General features: G+C 54.2%; 20 protein-coding genes, 2 pseudogenes and 1 riboswitch. Of the genes and pseudogenes, 14 read left to right on the top strand and 8 right to left on the bottom strand.

Annotated features, from left to right (window positions below):
- Nucleotides 1-32: 32 nt before the first annotated feature.
- The gene (locus G7064_RS08410) at nucleotides 33-278 is read right to left on the bottom strand and encodes a hypothetical protein (protein ID WP_133271733.1); all 246 of its coding nucleotides are present in this window, start codon (nucleotides 276-278) and stop codon (nucleotides 33-35) included.
- Between the two features lie 200 nt (nucleotides 279-478).
- A riboswitch (TPP riboswitch) is annotated at nucleotides 479-600 on the top strand.
- Nucleotides 601-658: 58 nt separating this feature from the next.
- On the opposite strand from G7064_RS08410, the gene G7064_RS08405 reads away from it, so the two are divergent.
- A complete protein-coding gene (locus tag G7064_RS08405; RefSeq protein ID WP_166073240.1) occupies nucleotides 659-1474 on the top strand; it encodes a TonB-dependent receptor plug domain-containing protein in 816 nt (271 codons plus the stop codon).
- Nucleotides 1475-1509: 35 nt separating this feature from the next.
- Nucleotides 1510-3156 (top strand): TonB-dependent receptor, encoded by a 1647-nt coding sequence (locus G7064_RS08400; RefSeq protein WP_166073239.1) that lies wholly within the window; start codon nucleotides 1510-1512, stop codon nucleotides 3154-3156.
- A gap of 111 nt (nucleotides 3157-3267) precedes the next feature.
- Here the strand turns inward: G7064_RS08400 and G7064_RS08395 are convergent, their stop codons facing one another.
- The gene (locus tag G7064_RS08395) at nucleotides 3268-5007 is read right to left on the bottom strand and encodes an APC family permease (RefSeq protein WP_166073238.1); all 1740 of its coding nucleotides are present in this window, start codon (nucleotides 5005-5007) and stop codon (nucleotides 3268-3270) included.
- A gap of 284 nt (nucleotides 5008-5291) precedes the next feature.
- Here G7064_RS08395 and G7064_RS08390 point away from each other — a divergent pair, with 284 nt between their 5' ends.
- Nucleotides 5292-6527, top strand: coding sequence for an acyl-CoA dehydrogenase family protein (locus tag G7064_RS08390; protein WP_166073237.1), 1236 nt, complete (start codon nucleotides 5292-5294; stop codon nucleotides 6525-6527).
- Between the two features lie 155 nt (nucleotides 6528-6682).
- Complete coding sequence (locus G7064_RS08385; protein ID WP_133271736.1) at nucleotides 6683-7018, top strand: HIRAN domain-containing protein; 336 nt, start codon at nucleotides 6683-6685, stop codon at nucleotides 7016-7018.
- A 53-nt stretch (nucleotides 7019-7071) separates the two neighbouring features.
- On the opposite strand, the gene G7064_RS08380 is transcribed toward G7064_RS08385, so the two are convergent.
- Nucleotides 7072-7581 (bottom strand): DUF4268 domain-containing protein, encoded by a 510-nt coding sequence (locus tag G7064_RS08380; RefSeq protein WP_240935821.1) that lies wholly within the window; start codon nucleotides 7579-7581, stop codon nucleotides 7072-7074.
- A gap of 190 nt (nucleotides 7582-7771) precedes the next feature.
- Between G7064_RS08380 and G7064_RS23240 the strand changes: the two are divergent.
- From G7064_RS23240 to queG, 5 genes and pseudogenes are all read left to right on the top strand, one after another.
- Nucleotides 7772-8832, top strand: a pseudogene (locus G7064_RS23240) (cation:proton antiporter); the annotation flags it as partial.
- Complete coding sequence (locus G7064_RS23235) at nucleotides 8824-9762, top strand: NAD-binding protein (RefSeq protein WP_410505551.1); 939 nt, start codon at nucleotides 8824-8826, stop codon at nucleotides 9760-9762. The pseudogene G7064_RS23240 and the gene G7064_RS23235, both read left to right, overlap by 9 nt.
- Before the next feature lie 255 nt (nucleotides 9763-10017).
- Entirely contained in the window at nucleotides 10018-11070 is a 1053-nt protein-coding gene (gene ruvB / locus G7064_RS08370) for a Holliday junction branch migration DNA helicase RuvB (protein ID WP_133271738.1), read from the top strand.
- Between the two features lie 241 nt (nucleotides 11071-11311).
- Nucleotides 11312-12001: a tetratricopeptide repeat protein gene (locus G7064_RS08365; RefSeq protein WP_166073236.1), complete on the top strand. Its 690-nt coding sequence runs from the start codon at nucleotides 11312-11314 to the stop codon at nucleotides 11999-12001.
- Nucleotides 12002-12272: 271 nt separating this feature from the next.
- Nucleotides 12273-13210: pseudogene (queG, locus tag G7064_RS08360) on the top strand (tRNA epoxyqueuosine(34) reductase QueG); the annotation flags it as partial.
- Nucleotides 13211-13315: 105 nt separating this feature from the next.
- Here the strand turns inward: queG and G7064_RS08355 are convergent.
- The 5 genes from G7064_RS08355 to G7064_RS08335 all read right to left on the bottom strand — a co-directional run bounded on the left by G7064_RS08355 (nucleotide 13316) and on the right by G7064_RS08335 (nucleotide 17385).
- The gene (locus tag G7064_RS08355; RefSeq protein WP_166073235.1) at nucleotides 13316-13504 is read right to left on the bottom strand and encodes a hypothetical protein; all 189 of its coding nucleotides are present in this window, start codon (nucleotides 13502-13504) and stop codon (nucleotides 13316-13318) included.
- A gap of 259 nt (nucleotides 13505-13763) precedes the next feature.
- A complete protein-coding gene (locus tag G7064_RS08350) occupies nucleotides 13764-14645 on the bottom strand; it encodes a ferritin-like domain-containing protein (RefSeq protein ID WP_166073233.1) in 882 nt (293 codons plus the stop codon).
- A gap of 23 nt (nucleotides 14646-14668) precedes the next feature.
- Nucleotides 14669-15376 carry a ferritin-like domain-containing protein gene (locus G7064_RS08345; RefSeq protein ID WP_240935817.1) on the bottom strand — a complete coding sequence of 236 codons (708 nt, stop codon included), beginning with the start codon at nucleotides 15374-15376 and terminating at the stop codon, nucleotides 14669-14671.
- A gap of 205 nt (nucleotides 15377-15581) precedes the next feature.
- Nucleotides 15582-16571, bottom strand: a complete 990-nt coding sequence (locus tag G7064_RS08340; RefSeq protein WP_166073231.1) for a ferritin-like domain-containing protein — start codon at nucleotides 16569-16571, stop codon at nucleotides 15582-15584.
- Between the two features lie 49 nt (nucleotides 16572-16620).
- Nucleotides 16621-17385: a ferritin-like domain-containing protein gene (locus G7064_RS08335; protein WP_133271744.1), complete on the bottom strand. Its 765-nt coding sequence runs from the start codon at nucleotides 17383-17385 to the stop codon at nucleotides 16621-16623.
- Nucleotides 17386-17655: 270 nt separating this feature from the next.
- Between G7064_RS08335 and G7064_RS08330 the strand changes: the two genes are divergently transcribed.
- The 5 genes from G7064_RS08330 to G7064_RS08310 all read left to right on the top strand — a co-directional run bounded on the left by G7064_RS08330 (nucleotide 17656) and on the right by G7064_RS08310 (nucleotide 23315).
- Nucleotides 17656-19170 carry a BatD family protein gene (locus G7064_RS08330; protein WP_166073230.1) on the top strand — a complete coding sequence of 505 codons (1515 nt, stop codon included), beginning with the start codon at nucleotides 17656-17658 and terminating at the stop codon, nucleotides 19168-19170.
- Between the two features lie 180 nt (nucleotides 19171-19350).
- Nucleotides 19351-20430, top strand: coding sequence for a chorismate synthase (gene aroC / locus G7064_RS08325; RefSeq protein WP_166073229.1), 1080 nt, complete (start codon nucleotides 19351-19353; stop codon nucleotides 20428-20430).
- A gap of 150 nt (nucleotides 20431-20580) precedes the next feature.
- Entirely contained in the window at nucleotides 20581-21204 is a 624-nt protein-coding gene (locus G7064_RS08320) for a NifU family protein (protein WP_166073228.1), read from the top strand.
- A gap of 148 nt (nucleotides 21205-21352) precedes the next feature.
- On the top strand, nucleotides 21353-21952 hold the full coding sequence (locus G7064_RS08315; RefSeq protein WP_166073227.1) for an RNA polymerase sigma factor: 600 nt from the start codon (nucleotides 21353-21355) through the stop codon (nucleotides 21950-21952).
- Nucleotides 21927-23315 (top strand): hypothetical protein, encoded by a 1389-nt coding sequence (locus G7064_RS08310; RefSeq protein ID WP_166073226.1) that lies wholly within the window; start codon nucleotides 21927-21929, stop codon nucleotides 23313-23315. The genes G7064_RS08315 and G7064_RS08310 overlap by 26 nt, the downstream gene beginning before the upstream one ends.
- Nucleotides 23316-23365 lie beyond the last annotated feature (50 nt).

Raw genomic sequence — 23365 nt, 5'->3', positions numbered from 1 at the left:
GGGCCGTAGGGGCCTTACTTGCTTAACTACCGCTAAGAAAGGAGCGGCGCAGTAGGACGACTCGGGGAGGTAGGCCGACGGTTGTAGTCGGGTTCCCAGTCGTTGATGGGGCGCGTGATGCCGGGGGGCAAATCTAGGTCGGGTAGGCCGTCATCGAGGGGCTCGCCGCCCTCATCATCGTTATCAGTGGAGGGTGGACGCTGGTAACGACGCCGGGGCACGACCATGAAATAGGCGAGAATGGCAAGAACCACGAGCGTATAAACAAGGCTGATCATGGCGGGTAATGACTGGAGTTCAACGCAGTAAGAAGACCATAGGCTCCGATGATAGCTAACGGGGCCGGGGGTGGAGTTGTTTTCGAACACCACAATTTTCCTGGCCGGTTAGAGCCTTCCCTAAGTTACATAGTTTTTACCTGAAAGTAAAGGCCCTGTCTGCATCGGTAGGAAGTATAAATCACTGGTTGTAGCTTTACAACGAAGTTTAGGGGTGCCCCACCGACTCAACCGGCCATTTTGCCGGCCGCGGGGCTGAGATCATACCCATTGAACCTGATCCGGGTAATGCCGGCGAAGGGAACAAACGGTCCGCGAACGTAAAAACCGATCCTCCGACCCCTGGAGGGCGGTTCGTTCCACTTTTCCATTTCTCACTTTTGAAAAAGTATGTATTAACCGGTGCAGCGCTTCTGGCGCTATCCGGCGCGGCATGGGCACAAGGTCCCGTGTCCGGTAGTCTGCAAGCCTCCGGCTCCACTGCCGAAAAGCAGCCCGTGCCCGGCGCTACCATCTATCTCGATGGCCAGGCCGTCGGCGCAACGTCCGCCGACGGGTCCTTTCAAGTGCCGGCCGTGCCCGCCGGTTCGCATGCGATTCGGTTCACGGCCATTGGCTTCGAGCCTACCACGATACAGGTACTAGGACGAGCCGAAGCGCAGCAAGTGGCGCCAGTAACCCTGCAAACAGCCTCGGTCGTGACATCCGAAGCCCTCGTAACGGCTTCCCGCGCCAGCGACCGCACCGCTACGGCCTACTCCAACCTTAGCCGCGAAGACCTGGACAAGCGCAACTTCGCCCAGGACTTACCTTATCTGCTCGATCAGACGCCCTCCGTCGTAGTGACCTCCGACGCCGGTGCCGGTGTGGGCTACACCGACATCCGCATCCGAGGTACGAGCAATACGGGCATCAACATGACCATCAACGGCGTGCCACTGAACGATCCGGAGTCGCGGGGGGCTTTTTTGGTGAATCTGCCCGATTTGGCTTCGTCGGTGAGCAGCTTGCAGGTGCAGCGCGGGGTGGGTACCAGCCAGAATGGAGGCGCGGCCTTTGGGGCCAGCATCAACATTTCCACCCTTGATTCGCCCCGCGAAGCTTACGCCGAAACCCAGAATACCTACGGCTCTTTCAACACCTGGAAAAACAATGTGCAGTTCGGTACGGGGCTGCTTGGGGGCATTTTACCGTAGATGGCCGCCTTTCGCGCATCGCCACCGATGGCTATATGAACCGGGCGGAGTCGGATCTGAAATCGTACTATCTGGCGGCGGGCTACCAAGCCAAGAACACGCTGGTCAAGTTCATCACTTTCTCGGGCCGCGAGCAAACCTACCAAGCCTGGAACGGCGTGCCTGAGCCGGCTATTACCGGCAATCGCGATTTGCTACAAACTTATGTAGACAACGGCGAGCTGTCGACCACCGATGCCGAGCGGGTGCTGCAGGAAGGCCGCCGCTACAGCTACTACACCTACGACAACCAAACGGACAACTACCAGCAAAACCACTATCAGCTCCACCTATCGCAGGGCCTGGGCCAGAACTGGAATATCGGGGCGGCTTTGCACCTCACGCGCGGCTTTGGCTACTACGAAAGCTTCCGTGCTAACCGACGGTTTTCGGCTTACAACCTTCCCAACGTTGTGTTGGGCAACCAAACAATCACTCGCACCGACCTCGTGGACCAGAAGTGGCTAGATAATTATTTCTACGGCGGCACTTTCGCGCTCAACTACCAGCCTAAGAATAACGACAAATTTGAGGCGACGCTCGGTGGGGCCGTCAACCGTTTTGACAACGATCATTACGGCGAAATCATCTGGGCGCGGTACGCTTCTACCAGCAATATTCGTCAGCGCTACTACTTCAATGAGGCCACCAAGTCGGACTACAATACCTACGCTCGCGCTACCTGGCAAGTGCTGCCCCGGCTGGGCGTGTACGGCGACTTGCAGCTCCGCCACATCAAATACAGCATTGATGGGGTAGAGGATGACCAGAACGACGTCACGACCCGCGCCGACTACACCTTTTTCAATCCCAAAGCCGGTGCTACTTTCTCTCTAGCCAAAGGTCAACAGCTTTACGCCAGCTTCGCCGTGGGCCAGCGCGAGCCCGTGCGGGCCGACTTTACCGACCGTCCTGCCGGCGACCAAAGCGCCAAAGCAGAGCGCCTCGAAGATTTCGAAGCCGGCTACCGCCTCAATTTGTCGGATCTGAATTTGCTTACGCCGCGGACTTCCCTGCGCTTTGAGGCCAATTACTTCTACATGAACTACCAGAACCAGTTGGTGGCCACGGGGCAGCTGAACGACGTGGGTACGGCCCTGCGCACCAACGTAGCGCGCAGCTACCGCACCGGCTTGGAGCTTACGGGCTTTGTGTCGGCAGACGATAAAATTAGCCTGAGCAGCACGCTCACGCTCAGCCGCAACCGCATTCTGGGCTACCGCGATGTTTCCTACGACGAGGAATTCAACCCCATAGTAGCCGCCGAGGGCCGCACCACTACTATTTCTTACTCGCCTTCGGCAGTATCGGCGCACACGTTGGAAGGCCAGCCGCTGAACGGGCTGCGCGTGGGGCTGCTCTACAAAACCGTAAGCCGCCAGTATCTCGATAATTCCGCCAACGAAGCCCGCAGCATTCAGCCATATCAGGTGCTCGACTTTCGGGTGCGCTACGCACTGCGGCCCACGTTTATGAAGGAAATAGAGCTGGCTTTGCTGATAAACAACGTGCTCAACCGCGAGTACGTGGCCAATGGCTATACCTACGGCTATATCGGAGCCAGCGGGCAGCAGGAAACATTCAACTGGTATTACCCACAGGCCACGCGCAACTTTCTGGTTTCAGTCGGGCTAAAGCTCTAGAAACAAGTACTGCCTGTTCGGCAGGATAAAATAGTAAAAAAAGCCCCCCATAAACTTGTGGGGGCTTTTTCTTTGGACACTAGGTAGCAAAGTAAACACTGGTAGGGCAGCTCAGATAATCAGCCGTACGCCACCTAGCTCAGAGACATGGTAGGGAAACTGGTCGCCGGGCGAGCCAATAAACATGAAGTTCTTCGGGATTTTCCACTCCTGTGAGAGCTTGTCAATCAGCTCCGGGCCGAACTTGCCTTCCAGAGTTACAAAATCCACTTCAATCTGGTCGTAAGCGCGATCTAGTACATGGATATCAGTGAGCAAATCCTGCGGATACGTTTCGCCGGGCCTGAGCAGCGTCACGATTTTTAGCTTGGTCGTAAACTCATTCTCCACCACGTACGCCATCACCTTATTGAGGTTAGATACGTTATCCCCTTTCGTGAAAAAGACGAATTCCTGTTGGTGCAGTTCCCGTAGCATCTGCCGTAGCTTGAGGCGAAGCAGGCGCGAAAAGCGCGGCGACTGCTCAGCGAAGGAATTAGCGGCGGCCAATACCAGGTTCAGGATACCAATGCGATTCAGCATCACATAAATCAGCACCATAGCCGGCAGGAAATACTGCAGGAACACAATCAGATAGTCGGGGTGAATTTTGATGTTGCCATACAAGGCTACTAGAATGCTGACTAGCGCCAGCGTCACAGTAAGAATACCCGCGTACACCGGCCGCGGTAGCTTAGGCCGCTTGCGCTTGAGCAGAAAGTTGCCCAGCGCGAAAAACGCCATCACCGACAAAAAAGAAATAGTATACACGCCCGACAGCGGCCCCAGCTGCCCATTCGTGATTAGCAGTACCGATACGCACAGCAGGAAGAAGGTGATGAGAATGATGTAGTTGCTCTCGCGCTTGTTTTCCTTCAGGAAGAATTGGGGCAGAATACGGTCCAGGGTCATGCGCTTCATCAGGCCGCTTACGCCCACAAAAGACGTGAGCACCGCCCCGCTGAGTACAGCTACTGCATCTACCGAAATCAATGTGCCCAGCCAGGCGCCGCCGGTAGTGTTACCCAAGTGGGATAAGAGTGTTTCGGTGTGTTCGCCAACTTCGCCCATTGGCAGAGCCGCTACGGCCAGAAAGGCAATAGCTGGGTTGAAGAAGCTTACCACAATCCACATGTTGCGCAGAGTTTTGCCAAATACACCTCGCGCCTGCTCTTCCACAAAATTGGCGGAGCTTTCAAAGCCTGAAATGCCGAGCATAGCCGCGCTAAACCCGAAAAACAAGGCATGTGTGATACTGCCGCCCTTCAAGGGCAAGCTGAAATTGGCAGCAAGCGTATCAACTCCGTGGGTAGCTAAATACCAAATGGCACTACCTACTAGCAGAGTAAGCGAGATAAGGTGCACCAAGAAAATGGCCACCGCTACTTTCGCCGACTCAGATATTCCTAGAATAGTAAGTACCAAAAACAACCCCAGCAGCCCCAACGTGGCCCAGATAATCGGCAGGCCGTGCCACAGCGTGTGTAAGTAGTGCATGGCTTCGCTGGCCGAAATAACTGCCGTAGCCATGTAAGAAAGAATGGTAAGACAGGCGGCTAAAGCCGCGTTGCGTTTGCTGGTCGTATTTAGAAGCACGTTGTAGGCTCCGCCATTCAACGGGAGCGCGCCCACCACTTCGCCGTATATCTTCCGAAACAGGAACAGCACGGCGCCCACCATGAGCAGGGCAATCCAGGCGTACTGTCCGGCGTAGGCAATAGCCAGGGCCGATACGTACAGGCACGAAGAGGAAATGTCATTGCCGCAGATGGCAGTGGCTTCCAATTCATTGAGTTTCTTCTCGTGACTCATATAGGTAGTAAAAGCGGGCTACAGAAACGACGAACCGCAGTTGGCTCAGCCACCGACTGAGCCGCCGCTGGGGGGCTTTTTGACGAAGGTAGACGAATGAGAAGTATTCAGTCAACAACGTGGGATTGTGTCGATACGTTGGGGGGCTTTTTAGGGTAATCATTCCGCAAAAAAACTCTGCTGCTAAGCGTGAAGCCCGCCGCGAACCAAGCACAAGACGAACCGGTTCTCCTTACTGAAACTATTATCTTTGAGCTCTTACCCACCCCATTTATCCTTCCGTTATGTCATCCCAAGCCGACGTTCTCTCGCCCGAAGCTAAAGCCCACACCGCCCAGAAAGGCAGCACCAACGCCGCTGGCTTCACTGATTATTTCGACCTCGACGGCCTACTCACCGAGGAGCACAAGCTCATTCGCCAGAGCATCCGTGACTTCGTGAAGCGCGAGATTTCGCCCAGCATCGAGAAGTGGGCCCAACAGGCGCATTTTCCATCTGAAATTGTCCGCAAGTTTGGCGAAGTAGGCGCGTTTGGTCCCACCATTCCAGCCGAGTACGGCGGCGGCGGCCTCGATTACATCAGCTACGGCCTGATTATGCAGGAAATTGAGCGCGGCGACTCGGGCATGCGCTCCACCGCTTCAGTGCAGGGCTCGCTGGTTATGTTCCCCATCTACCAGTACGGCTCGGAGGAACAGCGGCGCAAGTTTCTGCCCAAGCTGGCCTCAGGTGAGTGGCTGGGCTGCTTCGGCCTCACCGAACCCGACCACGGCTCCAACCCCGGCGGCATGGTTACGAAGCTGCAAGACAAAGGCGACTACTATATCCTAAACGGCGCCAAGCTCTGGATTTCAAACTCGCCTGAGTGCCAAGTGGCTGTAGTATGGGCCAAAAACGAAGAAGGCCGCATCAAGGGCGTGATAGTGGAGCGCGGCATGGAAGGCTTCACCACCCCCGAAATTCATAATAAGTGGAGCCTGCGCGCCAGCACTACCGGCGAGCTGGTCTTCGACAATGTGCGCATCCCGAAGGAAAATGTGCTGCCCAACGTGGAAGGACTTAAAGGCCCCCTAAGCTGCCTCGACTCGGCCCGCTTCGGCATCGCCTGGGGGGCAATTGGTGCCGCCATCGACTGCTACGAGTCGGCCTTGAAATACTCCTTGGAGCGCGAGCAATTCGGGAAGCCGATTGCCGCTTTTCAGTTGCAGCAGCGCAAGTTGGCCGAAATGATTACCGAAATCACCAAAGCCCAACTCATGGCTTGGCGCCTGGGCGTGTTGAAAAATGAAGGCAAGGCCACGAGCGCCCAAATCAGCATGGCCAAGCGTAATTCCGTGGATATGGCTCTGCATATTGCCCGCGAAGCCCGCCAGATTCACGGCGGCATGGGTATCACCGGGGAATACCCCATCATGCGCCACATGATGAACCTGGAGTCGGTGATTACCTATGAGGGCACGCACGATATTCACTTGCTCATTACCGGCGCGGATATCACGGGTATTCAGGCGTTTAAGTAGCAGACAATACTAGTTTGAAAAAGGGCCGACTTATGTAAATAAGCTGGCCCTTTTTGATTGGCTCATTTTGCTAATACGGACTAACATTATCACTGCTTTCTAACAGTAAACCTATATTAGCCCATCTTTTACAAATATCCTCCTCGCTTGCTGCTATGGCCGCCGACTCCACTTCGCCCTTAGTAATCCTCGAATGCCTGATTGCGGGCACCTCCCACCGCGAAGGGTTGAAAGCCTACGAGCCGAACCTACAACCCGGCCAGGACCTGACTGTAGCCCGGGAAGCCGACAGCGCCTACGATGACTGGGCCGTGCGCGTGTACACCGCCGGCCCCGAGCCGATGTGGCTGGGCTACTTGCCCGAAGGGCGCAATGAAACCGTGGCTCGTTTGCTCGATGCCGGGTTTAAGTTAGCCGGCCGCCTAACCCACAAAGCCTGGGAAGACGACTGGCTGTATCTGGAAATGGAAGTACTGCTCTTGAACGAGTAGCCGATCTACAAAAAAGCCCCCCAAGCGCGCTTGGGGGCTTTTTTGTAGATCGGCTACCGAAATTCCTCAAATGCGTATTGTGCGTTGCTCCAGAATTCATCCAGCGCAATAAGGCGCGGCTTGAAAAAGGAAATCAGCTGAGGCCAGTCGTCGCGGCTGAATAGATTTACGGGTTGTAGCTCTCTATAAATGCGACTGATGGGGTGGCCATTAGCGTCTTCCGCTTCCAATTCCCACGTCCAAGCTTCGCCCAGTGTTTCCCCCAGCATAGCTTTCAACTGCTCGAACTGCTCAAAAAATAGCTGGCGGATTTCCGCGTCGGTGTGCGTTAGCTCAATGCCGATAGAGGCGCGGCGGTTGTCGGCGTGCAGGCGGAAATACAGATTTTTATAGCCGGTTTTATAGTTAATCCAGTTGGTGGGTATGCCTTCCGCTGAGGGTACTGGGGCCATATATTGCCCAAAGGCCGTCCAGAAGGCCTGGCGCAGCTGCGCGACTTCCGCTTTGCTATACATTGACTTTAGACTTCCGTTAGTATCAATTACGATGTGTTCTGGTGCCATTCTTACGAGATAACGGCTTCCGTGACTTACGCAAAGTACACCCTCGCCATACCAGACAAGCTACTGCTACCTGCTATATTCAGGCAGCTACTGGCGCTAAGCGGGCTATTAGTTGTGAGAGAGAAGCAAATGTCAGGGCGCTTCTTGGTAAAATTGCCCCCCAAGCCTTTTCCATTAGTGGTAGAAGCCTATGCATGTTCCCATATTTTCGGACGTCATTATTATCCTGCTGCTCTCGGTAGGGGTAATTCTGGTCGTAAATAAATTGCGTCTGCCCTCCATCGTAGGGTTTCTGGTCACGGGTATTGTAGCTGGTCCGTCGGCGCTCCGGCTCGTGAAAGCCCAGGACGATGTAGACATGCTGGCCGAGCTTGGCGTGATTCTGCTCATGTTTACCATTGGGCTGGAGTTTTCGCTCTCCAGCCTTTCCCGCCTAAAGCGGGCCGTGTTTCTGGGGGCTTTTTGCAAGTCGGACTCACAATTGGCGCCACGTATTTGATGGCCGTTTTCTGGGGCTTTTCGGCTGCAGAAGCTGTTTTTCTGGGCTTTCTGCTCTCCCTAAGCAGCACAGCCATTGTCCTCAAGCTCCTTCAGGATCGGCTTGAGATGGAGTCCCTGCACGGGCAAATCACGCTAGCTATCCTTATTTTTCAGGACCTGATTGTGGTGCCCATGATGCTGCTTACGCCTATGCTGGCCGGCAAAGGGGCCGGCAATGCGTGGGCTGATCTGGGGTTGCTGGCCGGCAAAATCATTGGGGTGCTGGCACTGGTTTGGTTCGGCGCGCGCTACGTCATGCCGCGCCTGTTGTTTGTAGTGGCCCAAACGCGCAGCCGCGAGCTGTTTCTGCTCACCACCATTGGCACTTGCCTGGGTGTAGCATGGCTGACCTCAACGGTGGGGCTTTCGCTGGCATTGGGGGCCTTTTTGGCCGGCCTTATCATCTCCGAATCGGAGTATAGCTACGAGGCAGTGAGCAATATTCTGCCCTTCCGCGAGATATTCGCCAGCTTCTTCTTTGTCTCCATCGGTATGCTGCTGGATGTCCGGTTTTTCCTGGAGAATCCGGTGACTATTGTGCTGATTACCTTGGCCGTCATGGCCGTGAAGCTGCTGCTTACAGTGGGGGCGGCGCTAGCCCTTCGCCTGCCCATGCGCTCAGTGCTGCTGGTGGGCTTGGCCCTGTGTCAGGTCGGAGAATTTGCCTTCATTCTCTCCAAAGTTGGGCTGGAAGCTGGGCTTATGCAGGAGCGGGAGTACCAATATTTCCTGGCCGTTTCCATCCTGACCATGAGCCTGACGCCTTTGGTGATGCTTGGTGCTGAGCCCTTTACTACGTTCCTGCTGCGCCTGAGCCTGTTTAAATCATTAGATCAAGGCCTTCGCATTCAAACCGAACAATTGCCCTCCGAGCAAGAGCAAGCGCTAAACGACCATCTGGTGGTGATGGGTTATGGCTTCAACGGCCGCAACTTGGTAAAAGCAGCCAAATATGCCAAAGTGCCCTACGTCATTATCGAGACCAACCCCATTACAGTGCGGCAGGAGCGAGAAAAGGGCGAGCCTATTCTGTATGGCGACGCCTCCCAGGAGCATGTATTGGAACAGGCCCACGTAGAGAACGCCCGCGTGATGGTGGTGGCTATTTCGGACCCAGCCAGCAGCCGCCGCATTGTGGTAGCCCTGCGCAAGATGAATCCGAACTCTTGCATTTTCGTGCGAACCCGTTACATCCACGAAATGGAGGAGCTGTATCGTCTTGGCGCCACCGAAGTAATACCGGAAGAGTTGGAAGCATCTATCGAGATTTTCTCGCGGGTATTGGCCAAATACCTGGTGCCTATGCCCGAAATCGATAAGCTGATTGGCGAGCTACGCGCGGGCCGCTACGACATGCTGCGCCGCCGTTCCCTCACGGAAGATGAGTGGTCATCGATGCACGTGTCCTTGGCCGATGCCGGCATGTCTACTTTCCAGGTGTCGCCGGAAGGAGAACTGGTGGGCAAAACCCTATCCGAAACTGAAGTGCGGCAGCGCTTTGGCATTAGTTTGCTCGCCATTCGCCGTGGGGGGCAAATGTTGTACGAAATGACCGGCGACACCATTATTAAGCCCGATGATACGCTCTATATCTTCGGCCCACCGGAGCGAATACAGGAGTTTGCCCGCAAGGCAGATTAATTTTATTGTTAATAGCTGGTTCAAATAGACTGTCATGCAGAGCGAAGCGAAGCATCTCGCGTGTTTAGTATGATTAGTAATCCAGCGTCAGCGCGCGAGATGCTTCGCTCTGCATGACCTTCTCTAGAAATAACCTTTGATCCATTGCTAATATAATTAGCTAAAATCTGCTATACTAAATATTTTTACTAAAACGGGAAGCATTTTGCCTCCCAAAGCGTTACCTTTATTCAACGCCAAACTTAGTATTACGCCATGCGCGAAGCTTTTCTCACTGGTGGCAACGACCACATGGACCCTTCCGAAAAGGAGATTGACAAGGCGCTGCGGCCACTCAGTTTCTCCGACTTTACGGGTCAGGATAAAATCGTCGAGAACCTGAAGATATTCGTGGCTGCTGCTCGTCGGCGCGGCGAAGCCCTCGACCACGTACTATTGCACGGCCCTCCCGGTCTGGGCAAAACCACTTTGTCGCACATCATTGCGGCCGAGTTGGAAGCCGGCATCAAAATGACCAGCGGCCCGGTACTCGACAAACCCTCCGACCTGGCTGGCCTGCTAACCAATCTGGAGCCCAACGATGTGCTTTTCATCGACGAGATACACCGCCTCAACCCCGTGGTAGAGGAGTATCTGTACTCGGCCATGGAAGACTACCGCATCGACATCATGCTCGATTCGGGTCCGAATGCGCGCTCCGTGCAGATTTCTCTGTCGCCGTTTACGCTCATCGGCGCTACAACGCGCTCTGGTCTGTTGACCTCACCACTGCGGGCGCGCTTTGGTATCAACGCTCGTCTAGAGTATTACGATTCGGCCCTGCTGACCAGCATTGTAAAGCGCTCAGCCGAGATTCTGAATACGCCCATTCACGATGATGCGGCCTTCGAAATTGCCCGCCGCTCGCGCGGTACGCCGCGTATCGCCAACAACCTGTTGCGCCGCACCCGCGACTTCGCCCAGATAAAAGGTACCGGCACCATTACCGTTGATATTGCGCAGTTTGCCCTAAACGCCCTCGACGTAGACCAAAACGGCCTCGACGAAATGGACGTGCGCATCCTGACCACTATCATCGACAAGTTTAAAGGTGGTCCGGTGGGCTTGAGCACCATCGCCACGGCCTGCTCCGAGGAGTCGGAAACCATCGAGGAAGTGTACGAGCCCTTCCTGATTCAGGAAGGCTACATCAAGCGCACCTCCCGGGGCCGCGAAGCTACAGAAGCCGCCTACCGTCACTTGGGCAAGCTCATGCCTCAGCATCTGCGCGGCAACTCGCCCGGTGATTTGTTCGGGGAGCCTGTTTAATTGGGTTTTTGCTGTAACAAGTAAAGAAAGAGCCGAGAAGCAATTTAAGATGCTTCTCGGCTCTTTTGCTTCCAAGATATTTGTCACTGGTGCCTGCAAGCTTGGATAGTAGTGTAAATTATGCTTATTTGGTATGCTACCCGCTGCTGACTTGTGTATTGAGAAGAAATATCCGCTATTAACGTAGCCCGCCAGTAGTGAATATTTAACTGCTGCCTGCTATTATTAACCCATAATTACAATGGACAAAGAAAATCAATCTGCTGATAATTGGGATAAATTAAAAACTATTTCTGGATTAATTGCATCTGTCTTAATTCCAGTTGTACTTGCTATTATTGGTAATAATTTTTCTAATGCAATAAAGGAAAGAGAAATTCAAGCTAAATATGTTGAATTAGCCATAAACATTCTTAACCAAGAGACGGATAAAAACGAAAGGACTAAGAGTTGGGCTGTTAAAATAATCAATGAGTACTCCAGTGTAAAGATTGATTCATTAACAGAGAATGAAATAATTAAGAATGAACTTATAAGTAGATTGCCACAAGACGCCTTTGTAGATTTTGCAGCTCAAAAAGCTTGGGAAGGCAATTTGCACTCAGCAATCAAGGGTTATGATTTAGCAATAACTAAAGATTCACTTAACCCGCAACCATATAATTTAAAAGGATATGCTTACTATAAGATGAAGGATTACAAAAATGCTTTAATATTTCTGGGAAAATCCAAAGAATTAGACGATACTTATCCATGGGTACATTATAACCTAGCGTTAGTTTATTGGGCGATAAATGAAAAAGACGAAGCCATAAACGAAATAGAAAGAGTTATTCTTCTTGACTCTTCTTTTAAAGAAATTATTGCAGGGGACAAACAATTTATTGAATTTACTGCAGATTCAAGATTCGATGACCTAATCAATAGGTGAAAATATCTTGACTTTCCATGACAATAGTCAATAGTGTGTTTGTAAAATCATGACGGGATGTTAAGTATTCGACTCTAAATCGCTATTCTGCTTTTGTGGTTAATTGAAACGGACGTTTTTTAAATGCCACAACATCATAAACACTTAACGTTAGGAGTGTATTTAATAATAGCTACACAATTTCCTTCGCTATAATTAACCTTTGTTGCCCAAATATTGGAACGCTCCGCTACCGGCGGGGCGTTTCGGTTTTTCAGCCAACCTTTGCCTGATGCTTGCCTCCGACATTGTCCGCTCTGAACGAACTGCCTTTATCAAGCGCCGGGCGGCGGAGCTGGGCTTTATGTACTGCGGCGTCTCGAAGGCGGAGTTCTTGGAAGAAGAAGCCCCGCGCCTCGAAAATTGGCTCAACCGGCAGATGCACGGGCAGATGGGCTACATGGCCAACCACTTCGATAAGCGCCTCGATCCGCGCTTGTTGGTAGACGGAGCCAAGTCGGTGATTTCGCTGCTGCTGAATTATTACCCCGCCGAGGAAGACCAATTGCCCCCCGACACCCTGCAAATCAGCAAGTACGCCTACGGCCGCGATTATCACTTCGTCATCAAAGACAAGCTCAAAACCTTGCTGGCGGATATTCAGCAGGAAATAGGGGAAGTCGGCGGCCGGGTGTTCGTGGATTCGGCGCCGGTGATGGATAAGGTGTGGGCCAAGAAAAGCGGCCTGGGCTGGGTGGGCAAAAACTCCAACCTGATTACGCCCGGCGTGGGCAGCTTCTACTTTATCGCCGAACTGATTGTGGATTTGGAGCTGGAGCCCGACGGACCCATAAAAGACTACTGCGGCACCTGTCGCAAGTGCATGGACGCCTGCCCCACCGATGCCATTTCCGACCCCTACGTGGTGGATGGTAGCAAGTGCATCAGCTATTTTACCATCGAGCTGAAAGACCAGATTCCGACGGAGGTGGGGGCAAATTAGGCAACTGGGTGTTCGGCTGCGACATCTGCCAGGACGTGTGCCCGTGGAACCGCTTTGCCAAGCCGCACCAGGAGCCCCAGTTTCGGGCGCACCCCCAGCTTAAGGAAATGAGCACTACTGATTGGCAGGAAATTACTCACGAGCTGTTTACAGAGTTGTTTCGGCAGTCGGCGGTGAAGCGCACCGGCTACGCTGGCCTGACGCGCACTATTCAATTTGTCACGGAGCCGCATACAGGCGTTCTTGACAAGGAAAAAGCCCCCGCGAGGAGGCCTGAGTGGCGGCTCGCGGGGGCTTTTTTTGGTACTGCTTACTCTACTTTACTTTAAGCTTTAAGCAGCTTGGGCAAAAACGCGGTTGAGTATACGCTGGTAGATGCTGGCGAACTGCTCGTAGCACCAGGTTTTTAGTTGCATCAACTCCTCTGGCACAAGCATACGCAAGGCCTTACGCAACTCTTTCTCAAATAGGATTTTGTCGAAGCTTACTTTAAGCAGAATGGTTTTCGCATATTCCAACATCGCTATGAATAGTAATAAAGGTGGGTGGTAAAGGGTAGGACAAGAGGGGTTAGGGGTATACGAAAGCCATCTAAAAAGGCTCTCTCCGAGGAGCAAAAGCGTTACTATTTTTTCAAACAGTCCAACGCCAGTAAAGTATAGTACCAAAGATAAAAAGCCCCCCATGGGGTTGCAAGCTCATGGACAAAAAAAGAGCGACGTAAGTCGCTCTTTTGAAGTAGATTACGTATAAAAATTGATATTATACGTAACGCGCTACTTAGTAAGTAAAAATACTTACGAGTGATGTTGCTGTGCTGGCCGGTATAGGCTCATCGAAGGCCTCGGCTACTTTAGCCACCGCCACCACCGTGTTTAGCGGAGCCTGATCGAAGGGTACCTGCCTGAGGCCCGCCATGAATTGATTGACCAAATCTTCGCCGGCATATACGGCGTCGGTTTTGCCCGGCACCCCAATGCTGGTGTCGGTGGCGCTCACCCAGTTCTTAACATTTGCCCCCCGCGCTCGCCGCATCGTACGAATGTGAGATGCATGGCGCGCTTCTACTGCGTGAATGCGTAATGCCGCTTCCAGCAATGAGTTGTCGGTTTGCAGGAAGCCAACCTGGCCTTTGTACGCCCGTACGCCGGCATCTTCCAGGGTTTGGGCTACTTGCAGAAACGTGTCGAAGTTGGTGAACACATCCGCGAATACCGCGGCTTGAGCGCCATTCTTGCTGCCCGTAAAGTCGAAACGAGGCTTAGCGGGCAGTGTACCACCCGAGGCCTGAATCACGCGCTCTAAGAACCGTACATGCTGCTGCTCATGGCGATGGATTGTTTCGATGGCCGGACGCGTGCCTGCTGGGAAAAAACCGGCGGGTACGCTGGGTGCGCCAGCCACGAGTCCCAGCGCACGGGCATAAAACTCGCTCTCCAGATATTCCAGCACAAGAGCAAAGTTCAGCGAATCGAGGATAGTACGGATGTCGCGGGCGTGGGCTGGTACGATGGCGGTGGCCAAGGCTACAGGTAATGCCGCCAGCGCCGCTTTACGACCTAAGTTGCTCAGGGGGGCAAAAGCGGCCCGCCGCGAGCTCAGCCGGTCATACAGGGTAGGATCAACTTCGGCCAGATCGGCGAGGAGTTTGAGAATATTCATGACGCAGGAATAACCGAAGAAACTTAGCTAGGCAGGCCGGCCGCCGAGATAGTAATGTTGAGAAAAGTATTTACTACGGCTATAACCTGAGCCGGCGTTTTGGCCGCATCAAGACCATCGAACTCGCCACCGTCATTGGCCACTACATCGGCCGCAGCGAAAGAGTTGGGCAGAACCAAATCGCGGATGAGCGCCGCGTGACGCGCTTCTACGGAGGCTATCTTGCCTGCTACGCCCAAGTACACCGGGTCAATGAAAAGCTTGCCCGCACCATTGTAGGCAGCTACACCCAAGTCTTCCAGGGTTTGAGCAGCCGCGAGTACACCGGCACGGGTAGTAAGCGTAATCGAGCCGAAGTTGAACACGGCCGTGCCGATGGCGCTCGTGCCCAGTGCAAACTTGAAGAACTCGCGGTGAATGACTTCGTGGTCGCGTAGATCAGTGAAGTAAGCCAACTCAGCGGCCGACATATCGGAGGGCGGCGTGGCTACAACTTTATCGTAGAAAGCGGCTTCCAATTGCTCCAGCAAGTACGCATAGTTGAGCAGACCAGTGTCGCCGGTGCCGAGGGTAAATGTCTGTTCGGCTGTGACCTCCGGGGTTTCATCATCCTTCGAGCAGCCTGCCAATACCAAAGCGGATGAAGCGGCGGTAGCGCCGGCCACTCTGAAAAAAGTGCGTCGCCGCACCGGTCGCGCCGCAAATAGGCGAGAGAGAGAAGTAGAATTCATATGCATATAAAGCGAAAGAACCAATCCAAAAAAGCCCCCCAGAAGCAATAGCGGGCGCAACACAAGCAAAGATAGGCCGATAAGCCAAGCTCCGCTTATTGATCAGAGCCTATAAAGCTGCAAAGTGTTGCATGGTTGAGCTAAAAAACAAAAAGGGACGGCCTATGGGCCGTCCCTTTAAGGGAATCATAACTGAACGCAGCAATTAGATGAACGTGCTGCCAGTAATAACAAACGTACGGGCGATGTCGGATACTACCGGTACGGGTAGGGCTTCGTCGAAGGCCTCCGAAAAAGCGGCCGCCGGGAAGTTCAACGAGCTTAAAGCCGTTTGCAGATTTACACCGCCTTGAGTTACGTTCTCTTCGCCGGGGAAAGTAATAACTGTTGGTGTGTAAGCTGGTGCAGCGCCCATGCCGTATACGGCAGCCGTTTGGGCTGGGGCTGGTCCGCCGCCGTCATTGCCGGAAACCCAGCTCTTAGGCGAAGCGCTCCGGTCGGTGCCAGCAGCCGTTTGCGAAGCCGCATTGTTCATAGCACCAGCACGACGCATCGTACGAATACGCGAGGCATGACGAGCTTCTACCGAGTGAATGTTCAGCGCGGCAGTCAATACGTCTTTGTTGCTGGCGAGATAAGGAGCACCGCCTTTGTAGGCACGTACACCGGTGTCTTCTAGCGCCTGAGCTACGGCCAAAAAGGTAGCAGGAGCAGTGAATACCGTAGCGAAAGGACCAGGTGTACCACCTTTGCCACCCGTGAAGTCGAACGTGTTGGCGGCCGGAGCATCAATAGCGTTGGTACCAAGCGCCGTGCGCAGGAAAGCTACGTGGGCAGTTTCGTCGTTGCGAATCTTGTCCAGCGCCGCTAGGTTGGTGGCGCTGAAGCCAGCCCGCAGAGCAGTTTGTACAGCAGTAGCCGTACCGTTCGCGGCGCCTAACCCTTGGTTATAAAAGGCGGCCTCCAGATACTCCAGCTTCAGAGCGAAGTTGAGAACATCATTTACGCCGGGAGCCATGCTGGTTTGCGCATAAGCTTTATTCAAAACGGCGCCGAAGGCCATTGGAACAGCAGCCGCGGCCAAGGTTTTGCCCATGCCGCTCATGTGCTTGAAAATGCTGCGGCGGGAGTCAAGACGATCGTACACCTCAGGGTCTACTTTCTCGATTTCAGAAATTATTTGGAAGATGTTCATAACTACAAGTCAATGAGTGAGTGGGGATGAAGACTACAAGCAACCTGCTTTAGACGAGGCCGGAAACATTCAGCTTAGAGCCTTCAGCCAAGAATGTATTGGCCGCCGCTACAACCTCAGTTGGTGTCTTAGAAATTTCTAACCCACTGGAGTTAATCACGTCAGTACCTACGAAATTGCCTTCCTGCAGCAAGTCGCGGATAATAGCCGCGTGACGAGCCTCTACCGAAACGATTTTGCCGGCTAGCAGCAGGTAAAGAGGGCCATTGCCCGTAGTAGAAATGAATCGGCCGGCACCATTGTAAGCCGATACGCCTAAGTCTTCGAATGCCTTGGCGGCACCCAATACACTCGCCCGATCATTGAAGTTGATAGCGCTGAAGTTTGGCGTCAGGTCCTTGATAATAGCCGTTGGCGCTGCGCCCGTAATAGCGGCCTTAAAGAATTCGCGGTGAATAACTTCGTGATAGTATAAATCGTCCAGAATCTGACGCTCGGCGCTGGTGGCGTTCAGGCCAGTGTAGTAAGAGCCGGTCCGTAGCTGCGTATAAAATGCCGCCTCTAGCTGCTCCAGGGCATAAGCATAGTTCAACACGCCTACATCACCTGATCCTACACTAACCGTGGTGCCTGGGGTAGGGGTAGGAGGAGTTGGATCGGCGAATACTTCATCGTCATCGCAACCCGACAGAAGAAGGGCTGTGGCACCAGCCGTAGCGCCAGCATACATAAAGAACGAGCGACGCTTGATGGGCACGTATAGCGGCTTATCAAAGCCAGTATCGTCTCCGCCTGCTTTGGTGATTTTGGACATGAGAAAAAAATTAGGGTGAATAGGAAAAAAGTAAAGGCAATAGTTTTCCAGCATGCCTTTGATAGGCACTTTTTGTAATAATCTTAGAAGGAGAGACTATTTAAACACCACTTACGGCTCAGCTCTGGAAGCGGATTGACTTAAGCCATATTATTTTGTGTAACTTTTAGTTATTAAAGTTCAACAAAGACAAGAGCCAGCTGCAAAACCCACGGTTGCTGGCACCAAACCCACTTTCTGCGTAGCTTTGGTAGGTTGTCTTGTGTTGCTATGCTCAGTCGTTGGTTGGCCCTCTGGGGGGCTTTTTTTCTGGTTCTATTCTTTGGAAGCGGCGTTCAGGCGCAAACTCCTGCTGTGAAGGCGCGCATTATTCTGGGCAAAGCGGACTTTCCTATTAATGAGTACTACACGATCAGCTTTAGCCTAACTGGCGCACCGCTTGAGCGTTATTCCGACTTTCCAGATCTGGAAGGCTTTAAGAGGAGCGGTAAATCCAGTACCACGACTACCCGTATCGTGAACGGGCAAAGCTCGTCGGAGCTAACTATTACGCAGCGCTACGCGGCGTATGATGAGGGCGAGTTTGTGGTGAAGCCCTTCACCATGACCATCAATGGCTTGACTGTGCGCTCAGCGGGAGCCACCCTAACGGTAAAGCCGCAACCAGCCACTGCCTCTGCCCCGAGTGCTTCGGCCACTCCGGCCCCGCCGCCCACGCAGGATGCACCGGGTATTGGGTTGCTCGATCAGCTGTTTGGCAAGCCCAAGCCGCAGGAATATGTGGAGCCCAAAGACAATGCTTTCTTGGCTTTAGTCCCCGGCAAAACAACCATTTTTACCGGCGAGGGGGTGCACATCGGGCTGTACTTTTACCTGACGCCCGCAGATCAGGGCTTGTTGGCCTTTCATGATTTTGCCGGCCAGCTCCCCACTATTCTGCGTCAGTTGCGCCAACCTACGGCGTGGGAAGAGTCGTTCGACGAGCAGGAGATTTATCCCGAAACGGTGGTGGCGGGGGGCAAAACCTACTTACGGTACCGCTTGTATGAGGCCGCATTCTATCCGCTCAATGCCCAGCCCCTGGTATTTCCGGAGGTGGCGTTGGAAATGGTAAAATACCGCATCGCCAAGAAGCCGGAGGCGGGCCTTGATAATAGACTGGCGGGGTACAAAACCTACCGCACCACGGCGCGCACCATTCCGGTACGCGTTCTGCCGCCGCACCCGCTCCGCGACCAAGTGCCGGTGGGCAACTATCAGCTGCGAGAAGCCATCGACCGCACAGCTTTTCGCACCGGGCAGGCATTCACTTACTCGTTTGTTGTAGAAGGGGAAGGCAACCTGACGACCGTAAATGCCCCCCAGGTGTCGCAGCCGAAGAAAGGACTGGAAATTTATGGCCCCGATGTGGAGCAGGAGCTTACCCGCCAGGGTGGAAGAGTAGGCGGCACTAAGCGGTTTCGCTACCGCTTAGTGCCCACCAAGCCAGGCACAGTGCCGCTCGATAGCCTGTTTTCGCTGATTATCTTCAACCCAACCACCGCCCGCTACGATACCTTGCGGGCCGAAATTGCCCCCCAGGTGCAGGGGCGCGAGCAAGCCGGAGCCGCCTTTCATGCCCGCCCCGATGATCCTTTTTACCAGCAAGTATTGACCTCCGCCGACAATACCGTGCAGCCGGTGGATGCGTATGCCGCCGTGCGCCGCTACGCCAATATTATTTTGGGGGCGCTGCTTATTCTGGCGGGAATAGGCTGGTGGCGCGGTCGGCGCGTGGAGCCGTAAGGCTGCGTGAGTATTGGCTTGGCTGCGCGGGCTGAAACATTTATGTCGGGAATAGTTATTGGGAAGCCAAGGTAAGCGCGCGCTACAACTGACTGCATCGGCCGCTGCTTTGTTAGTAGCTTTGAAGCCACAAAATGCGCGGACTCCTGTAGTCTGGCTCCTCATTACAGGCTGTTATATATGAGCAACTCTTTTGGTAAGCTATTTCGGATCACCACCTTCGGGGAGTCGCACGGCGTTGGGATAGGCGTAATAATAGATGGCTGCCCGGCTGGCCTTGATGTGGCAGCCGGTACCATTCAAGCGGCGCTGGATCGGCGGCGGCCGGGCCAGTCAGACCTGACTACACCGCGGAGCGAGGCCGACAAAGTGGAAATTCTGTCTGGGCTGTTTGAGGGTAAAACGACGGGCACGCCCATCAGCTTGCTTATTCGCAACCAGGATCAGGCCAGCCACGACTACGCCCACGTGGAGCATGCCTACCGCCCATCGCACGCCGACTACACGTACGATATGAAGTACGGCCGCCGCGATTATCGGGGTGGGGGCCGCAGCTCGGCCCGCGAAACGGCAGCGCGTGTAGCCGCCGGGGCCGTGGCCGCTCAATTTTTAGCCCACTATGGCATTGTGGCCCAAAGCTACGTGTCGCAGGTAGGGGCCGTGGCGGTGCCGGTGGGGTATGAGCAGCTCGATCTGAATTTGATAGAAAGCAACGCCGTGCGCTGCCCCGACCCGGCCACGGCCGAGCGTATGATCAGCCTCATCCGCCAGACCCGCGACCGGCAGGATACCGTGGGCGGACTGGTGACGGGCGTGGTGCGGGGGGTGCCCGCTGGCTTGGGCGAGCCCGTATTTGATAAGCTCCACGCGGAGCTGGGCAAAGCTATGCTCAGTATCAATGCGGTAAAAGGCTTCGAGTACGGTTCCGGCTTTGAGGGTACGCTGCTATTCGGCTCGGAGCACAACGACGCATTCTACACCGACGAAGCTGGTGCCGTGCGCACCCGCACCAACCACTCCGGGGGTATTCAGGGGGGCATTTCTAACGGGCAGGACATCTATTTTCGGGTCGCCTTTAAGCCTGTGGCTACCATTTTGCAGCCCCAAACGACCATCAATGACCAGGGTGAGGAAATTACACTGGCTGGGAAAGGCCGCCACGACCCGTGCGTATTACCCCGCGCCGTACCCATCGTAGATGCGATGACGAACCTGGTGCTAGCTGATATGCTGCTGCGCAGCCGGGCTAATAAGGTATAGGCCAAGAGCGGCCGCCCCGCTATTCCCTGTTGTTTTGGTATCTTTGCAACATCCAGCGGGCGTAGGTGGTTTTAGCTCTAACGGGCTAGCAATTCACCGTTAACCTGCGTAAATTCTCTTCGTATTCTCGCTTTTAAGCCCTTCAACCTTATGGCTGAACTAACTGCCCCGGCCGCTCCGGTTTCTATATACGCCGAAGCCAGCCCCAATCCCGAATCCATGAAATTTGTGCTCAACACCCAGTTCCTGAGTGAAGGGGTGAGCGTGGATTATCCTAACCTGGAGGCTGCGATCAACTCACCGTTGGCGCAGGAGCTATTCAATTTTGACTACGTAGGTCGGGTATTCATCGCGGCCAACTTTGTTACCATCACCAAAACCACTGACCATCAGTGGGCGCACCTTATTCCGGAGCTACGCAGCTTCCTGAAGTCGTATGTAGAGGCAGGTGGACCCGTTTTCTTGGTCGATCCAGCTGCGGAGCAGAAAGCCGCGCAGGAAGTTGCCGCCAATGGCAGCCACTCCGAGCAGGATCAGCAAACGAGTCAGAAGATCATTGATCTGCTCGAAAACTATGTGCGCCCAGCCGTTGAGCAGGATGGAGGTAATATTACCTTCAAAAGCTACCAAGATGGTATCGTGACTGTGAACCTGCAAGGCTCGTGCTCCGGCTGCCCTTCGGCCACGGTTACGTTGAAGTCGGGTATTGAAAACTTACTCAAGCGTATGGTTCCTGAAGTGAAAGAAGTAGTAGCCGAAGGCATCACCATCTAATACTTTCCAAGAAGTAAACAGCAAAAAAGCCCCCCAGATATATTCTGGGGGGCTTTTTTGTGTCTTAACGTACATAAGCGTATTTTTTATGTGGCAGAGGCAACCCTTTTCCAGCTTTTGCCGAGTAGGTGAGTAAACTCCTGCTGCCGTGTCTCAACCCGACCACGATTCTGCGCTGCTTACGGCTCTGCTGGCTGGCTGTCGGCGTGCAGACCGGGAATGCCAGCGGCGGCTGTATGGGCAGTATTACAGCTTAGCCATGAGTGTTTGCCTGCGCTACTTGCGCAACCGGGAGCAAGCAATGGAGGCAGTGAATGATGGATTTTTGAAGGTATTTCGGGATGCGGGCCGCTTCGACGTTCGTCTGCATCTCGATATAGCTGGCTCATTCCGGGCTTGGCTCCGCAAAATCATGGTACACACGGCTATCGACCACTTTCGGATAGCGGAGAAACATGCTTTTCAGCAGACCCTCGACGAAGTAGCCGCGCTCCACCCCGACCCTGGCGTTTCTGCCCTTGATACGCTCTCGTTCGATGAGTTGGTGGCGTTGGTGCATGGGCTGCCAGCGGCCTATCGGGCCGTGTTTAATCTCTACGCCATTGATGGCTTCACGCACGAAGAAATCGCGGAGCAGCTGGGCATTTCGGCGGGCACGTCGAAATCCAACTTATTTAAAGCGCGGGCTCACCTAAAGCATTTGTTAAAAAAAATTAAGCACCATGCCTACGCCAGACATGTCGGATGACGAGCTAGACGCGCTGTTTCGGCGTGGGGCGGAGGCTTACCCTGAGGAGCCGCCACCCCTGGGGGCCTGGGCGCGCATGGACGACAAACTGAACACCGCGACGGTGACTACTTTGGTGCGCCGCAAACTGATGCGCTTGTTTGGGGCAGGAGTAGTTGTGCTGCTGCTCACCTTCCTGGGGTGGCAAGGCTATCGTGAGTTCGTCTCCCGCCCCGTAGATAATTCCGCAAAGTCGGCTTCCTCCGACACGAATAACAACCAATCCACTCCTGAGTCTTCCGCCGTAAATAGCGCATCACAGTCCTTCCCGGATGCGGTTGGAACTGAGGCGTCATCGGACTTGCTGGCTGTAAGGTCGCCAAGTGCCGCGGCCAAGGCTTCAGCAACCATTGAGAAGAAGGAAAATCTACTACCTAAAGCAACAACCAGGGATAAGAGCGGCTCGCAGCCTGTTGCAGCGTGGCTTCGGCCGCCCAGATCTCGTCGTCCACAAAATGTCCCCCGGCGAGAGTTGGGTGCGGTCGGATCGACTGGGGGGCATTTTGCTGGTATTTCCAGTTCGGGTCAATCAGAAAATGGGCCCCTGCCAATGCCAAACTCAGAGGGGAACTTATCCAATTCAAGCTCAGAACAACGGTTAACCAGCCAAGTAATCCCCGATTCCGTTGTCAGCCAAGCCATTGTAGCAGCTTCCGATTCCATCCAGTCTGCCCCGGCTGATTCGGTAAAGAAGCCGGCGCCAGGTGCCACGCTGCCTTTGTATCGCTGGAGCCTGGGGCTGATAGGCGGCCCCTCAGCCAGCGGAGTGCGCGCAACGGAAGGTGCCCGCCTCGGCGGGGAGATTGGATTAACCCTCGACTACCGTGTTACGCCCCGTCTGCGGGTGCGCTCTGGTCTGGTTCGGAGTGTGAAGCGCTACGCCGCCCGCGGCAGCGATTACTACCCGCCGTATGGATACTGGCAGTCCGGCAGTCCTATTCTAGCTCTGGATGCCAACTGCCGCATCACAGAAATACCGCTCGATGTGCGCTACGATATAGTGGTGCGCCCTACGTACTCGCTCTTTCTGAGTACTGGCCTGACTACGCTGCTCATGCGTAACGAGCGCTACGCCTACCAATATGAAAGGAATGGAGCTATAACCACGGCTACCTGGTCGCTGGCGCACGGCTCCAATCATGCCCTAGGGGTGCTCAACCTGTCGGGGGGCGTGGAGCGTGCGGTAAGCACACGTTGGTCGGTGCAGGCTGAGCCTTTTTTGAAGCTGCCACTGAGTGGGGTAGGATTTGGCCACATCCGGCTGCGAAGCGCGGGGGTAGCTTTTTCAGTCAAATATGGATTGCTCGGGCGGGTTTCGCCCTGATTTTTTACGCTTTGCTTCCGTACGTTTATCAGCTCCGCTCGCGACGGGGT

This window comes from Hymenobacter sp. HDW8 (assembly GCF_011305775.1).
In the GTDB taxonomy this organism is placed as follows: Bacteria; Bacteroidota; Bacteroidia; order Cytophagales; family Hymenobacteraceae; genus Hymenobacter; species Hymenobacter radiodurans.
The sequence above is the reverse complement of the archived record's forward strand: the minus strand, read 5'-3'. Positions and strand labels throughout refer to the sequence as shown.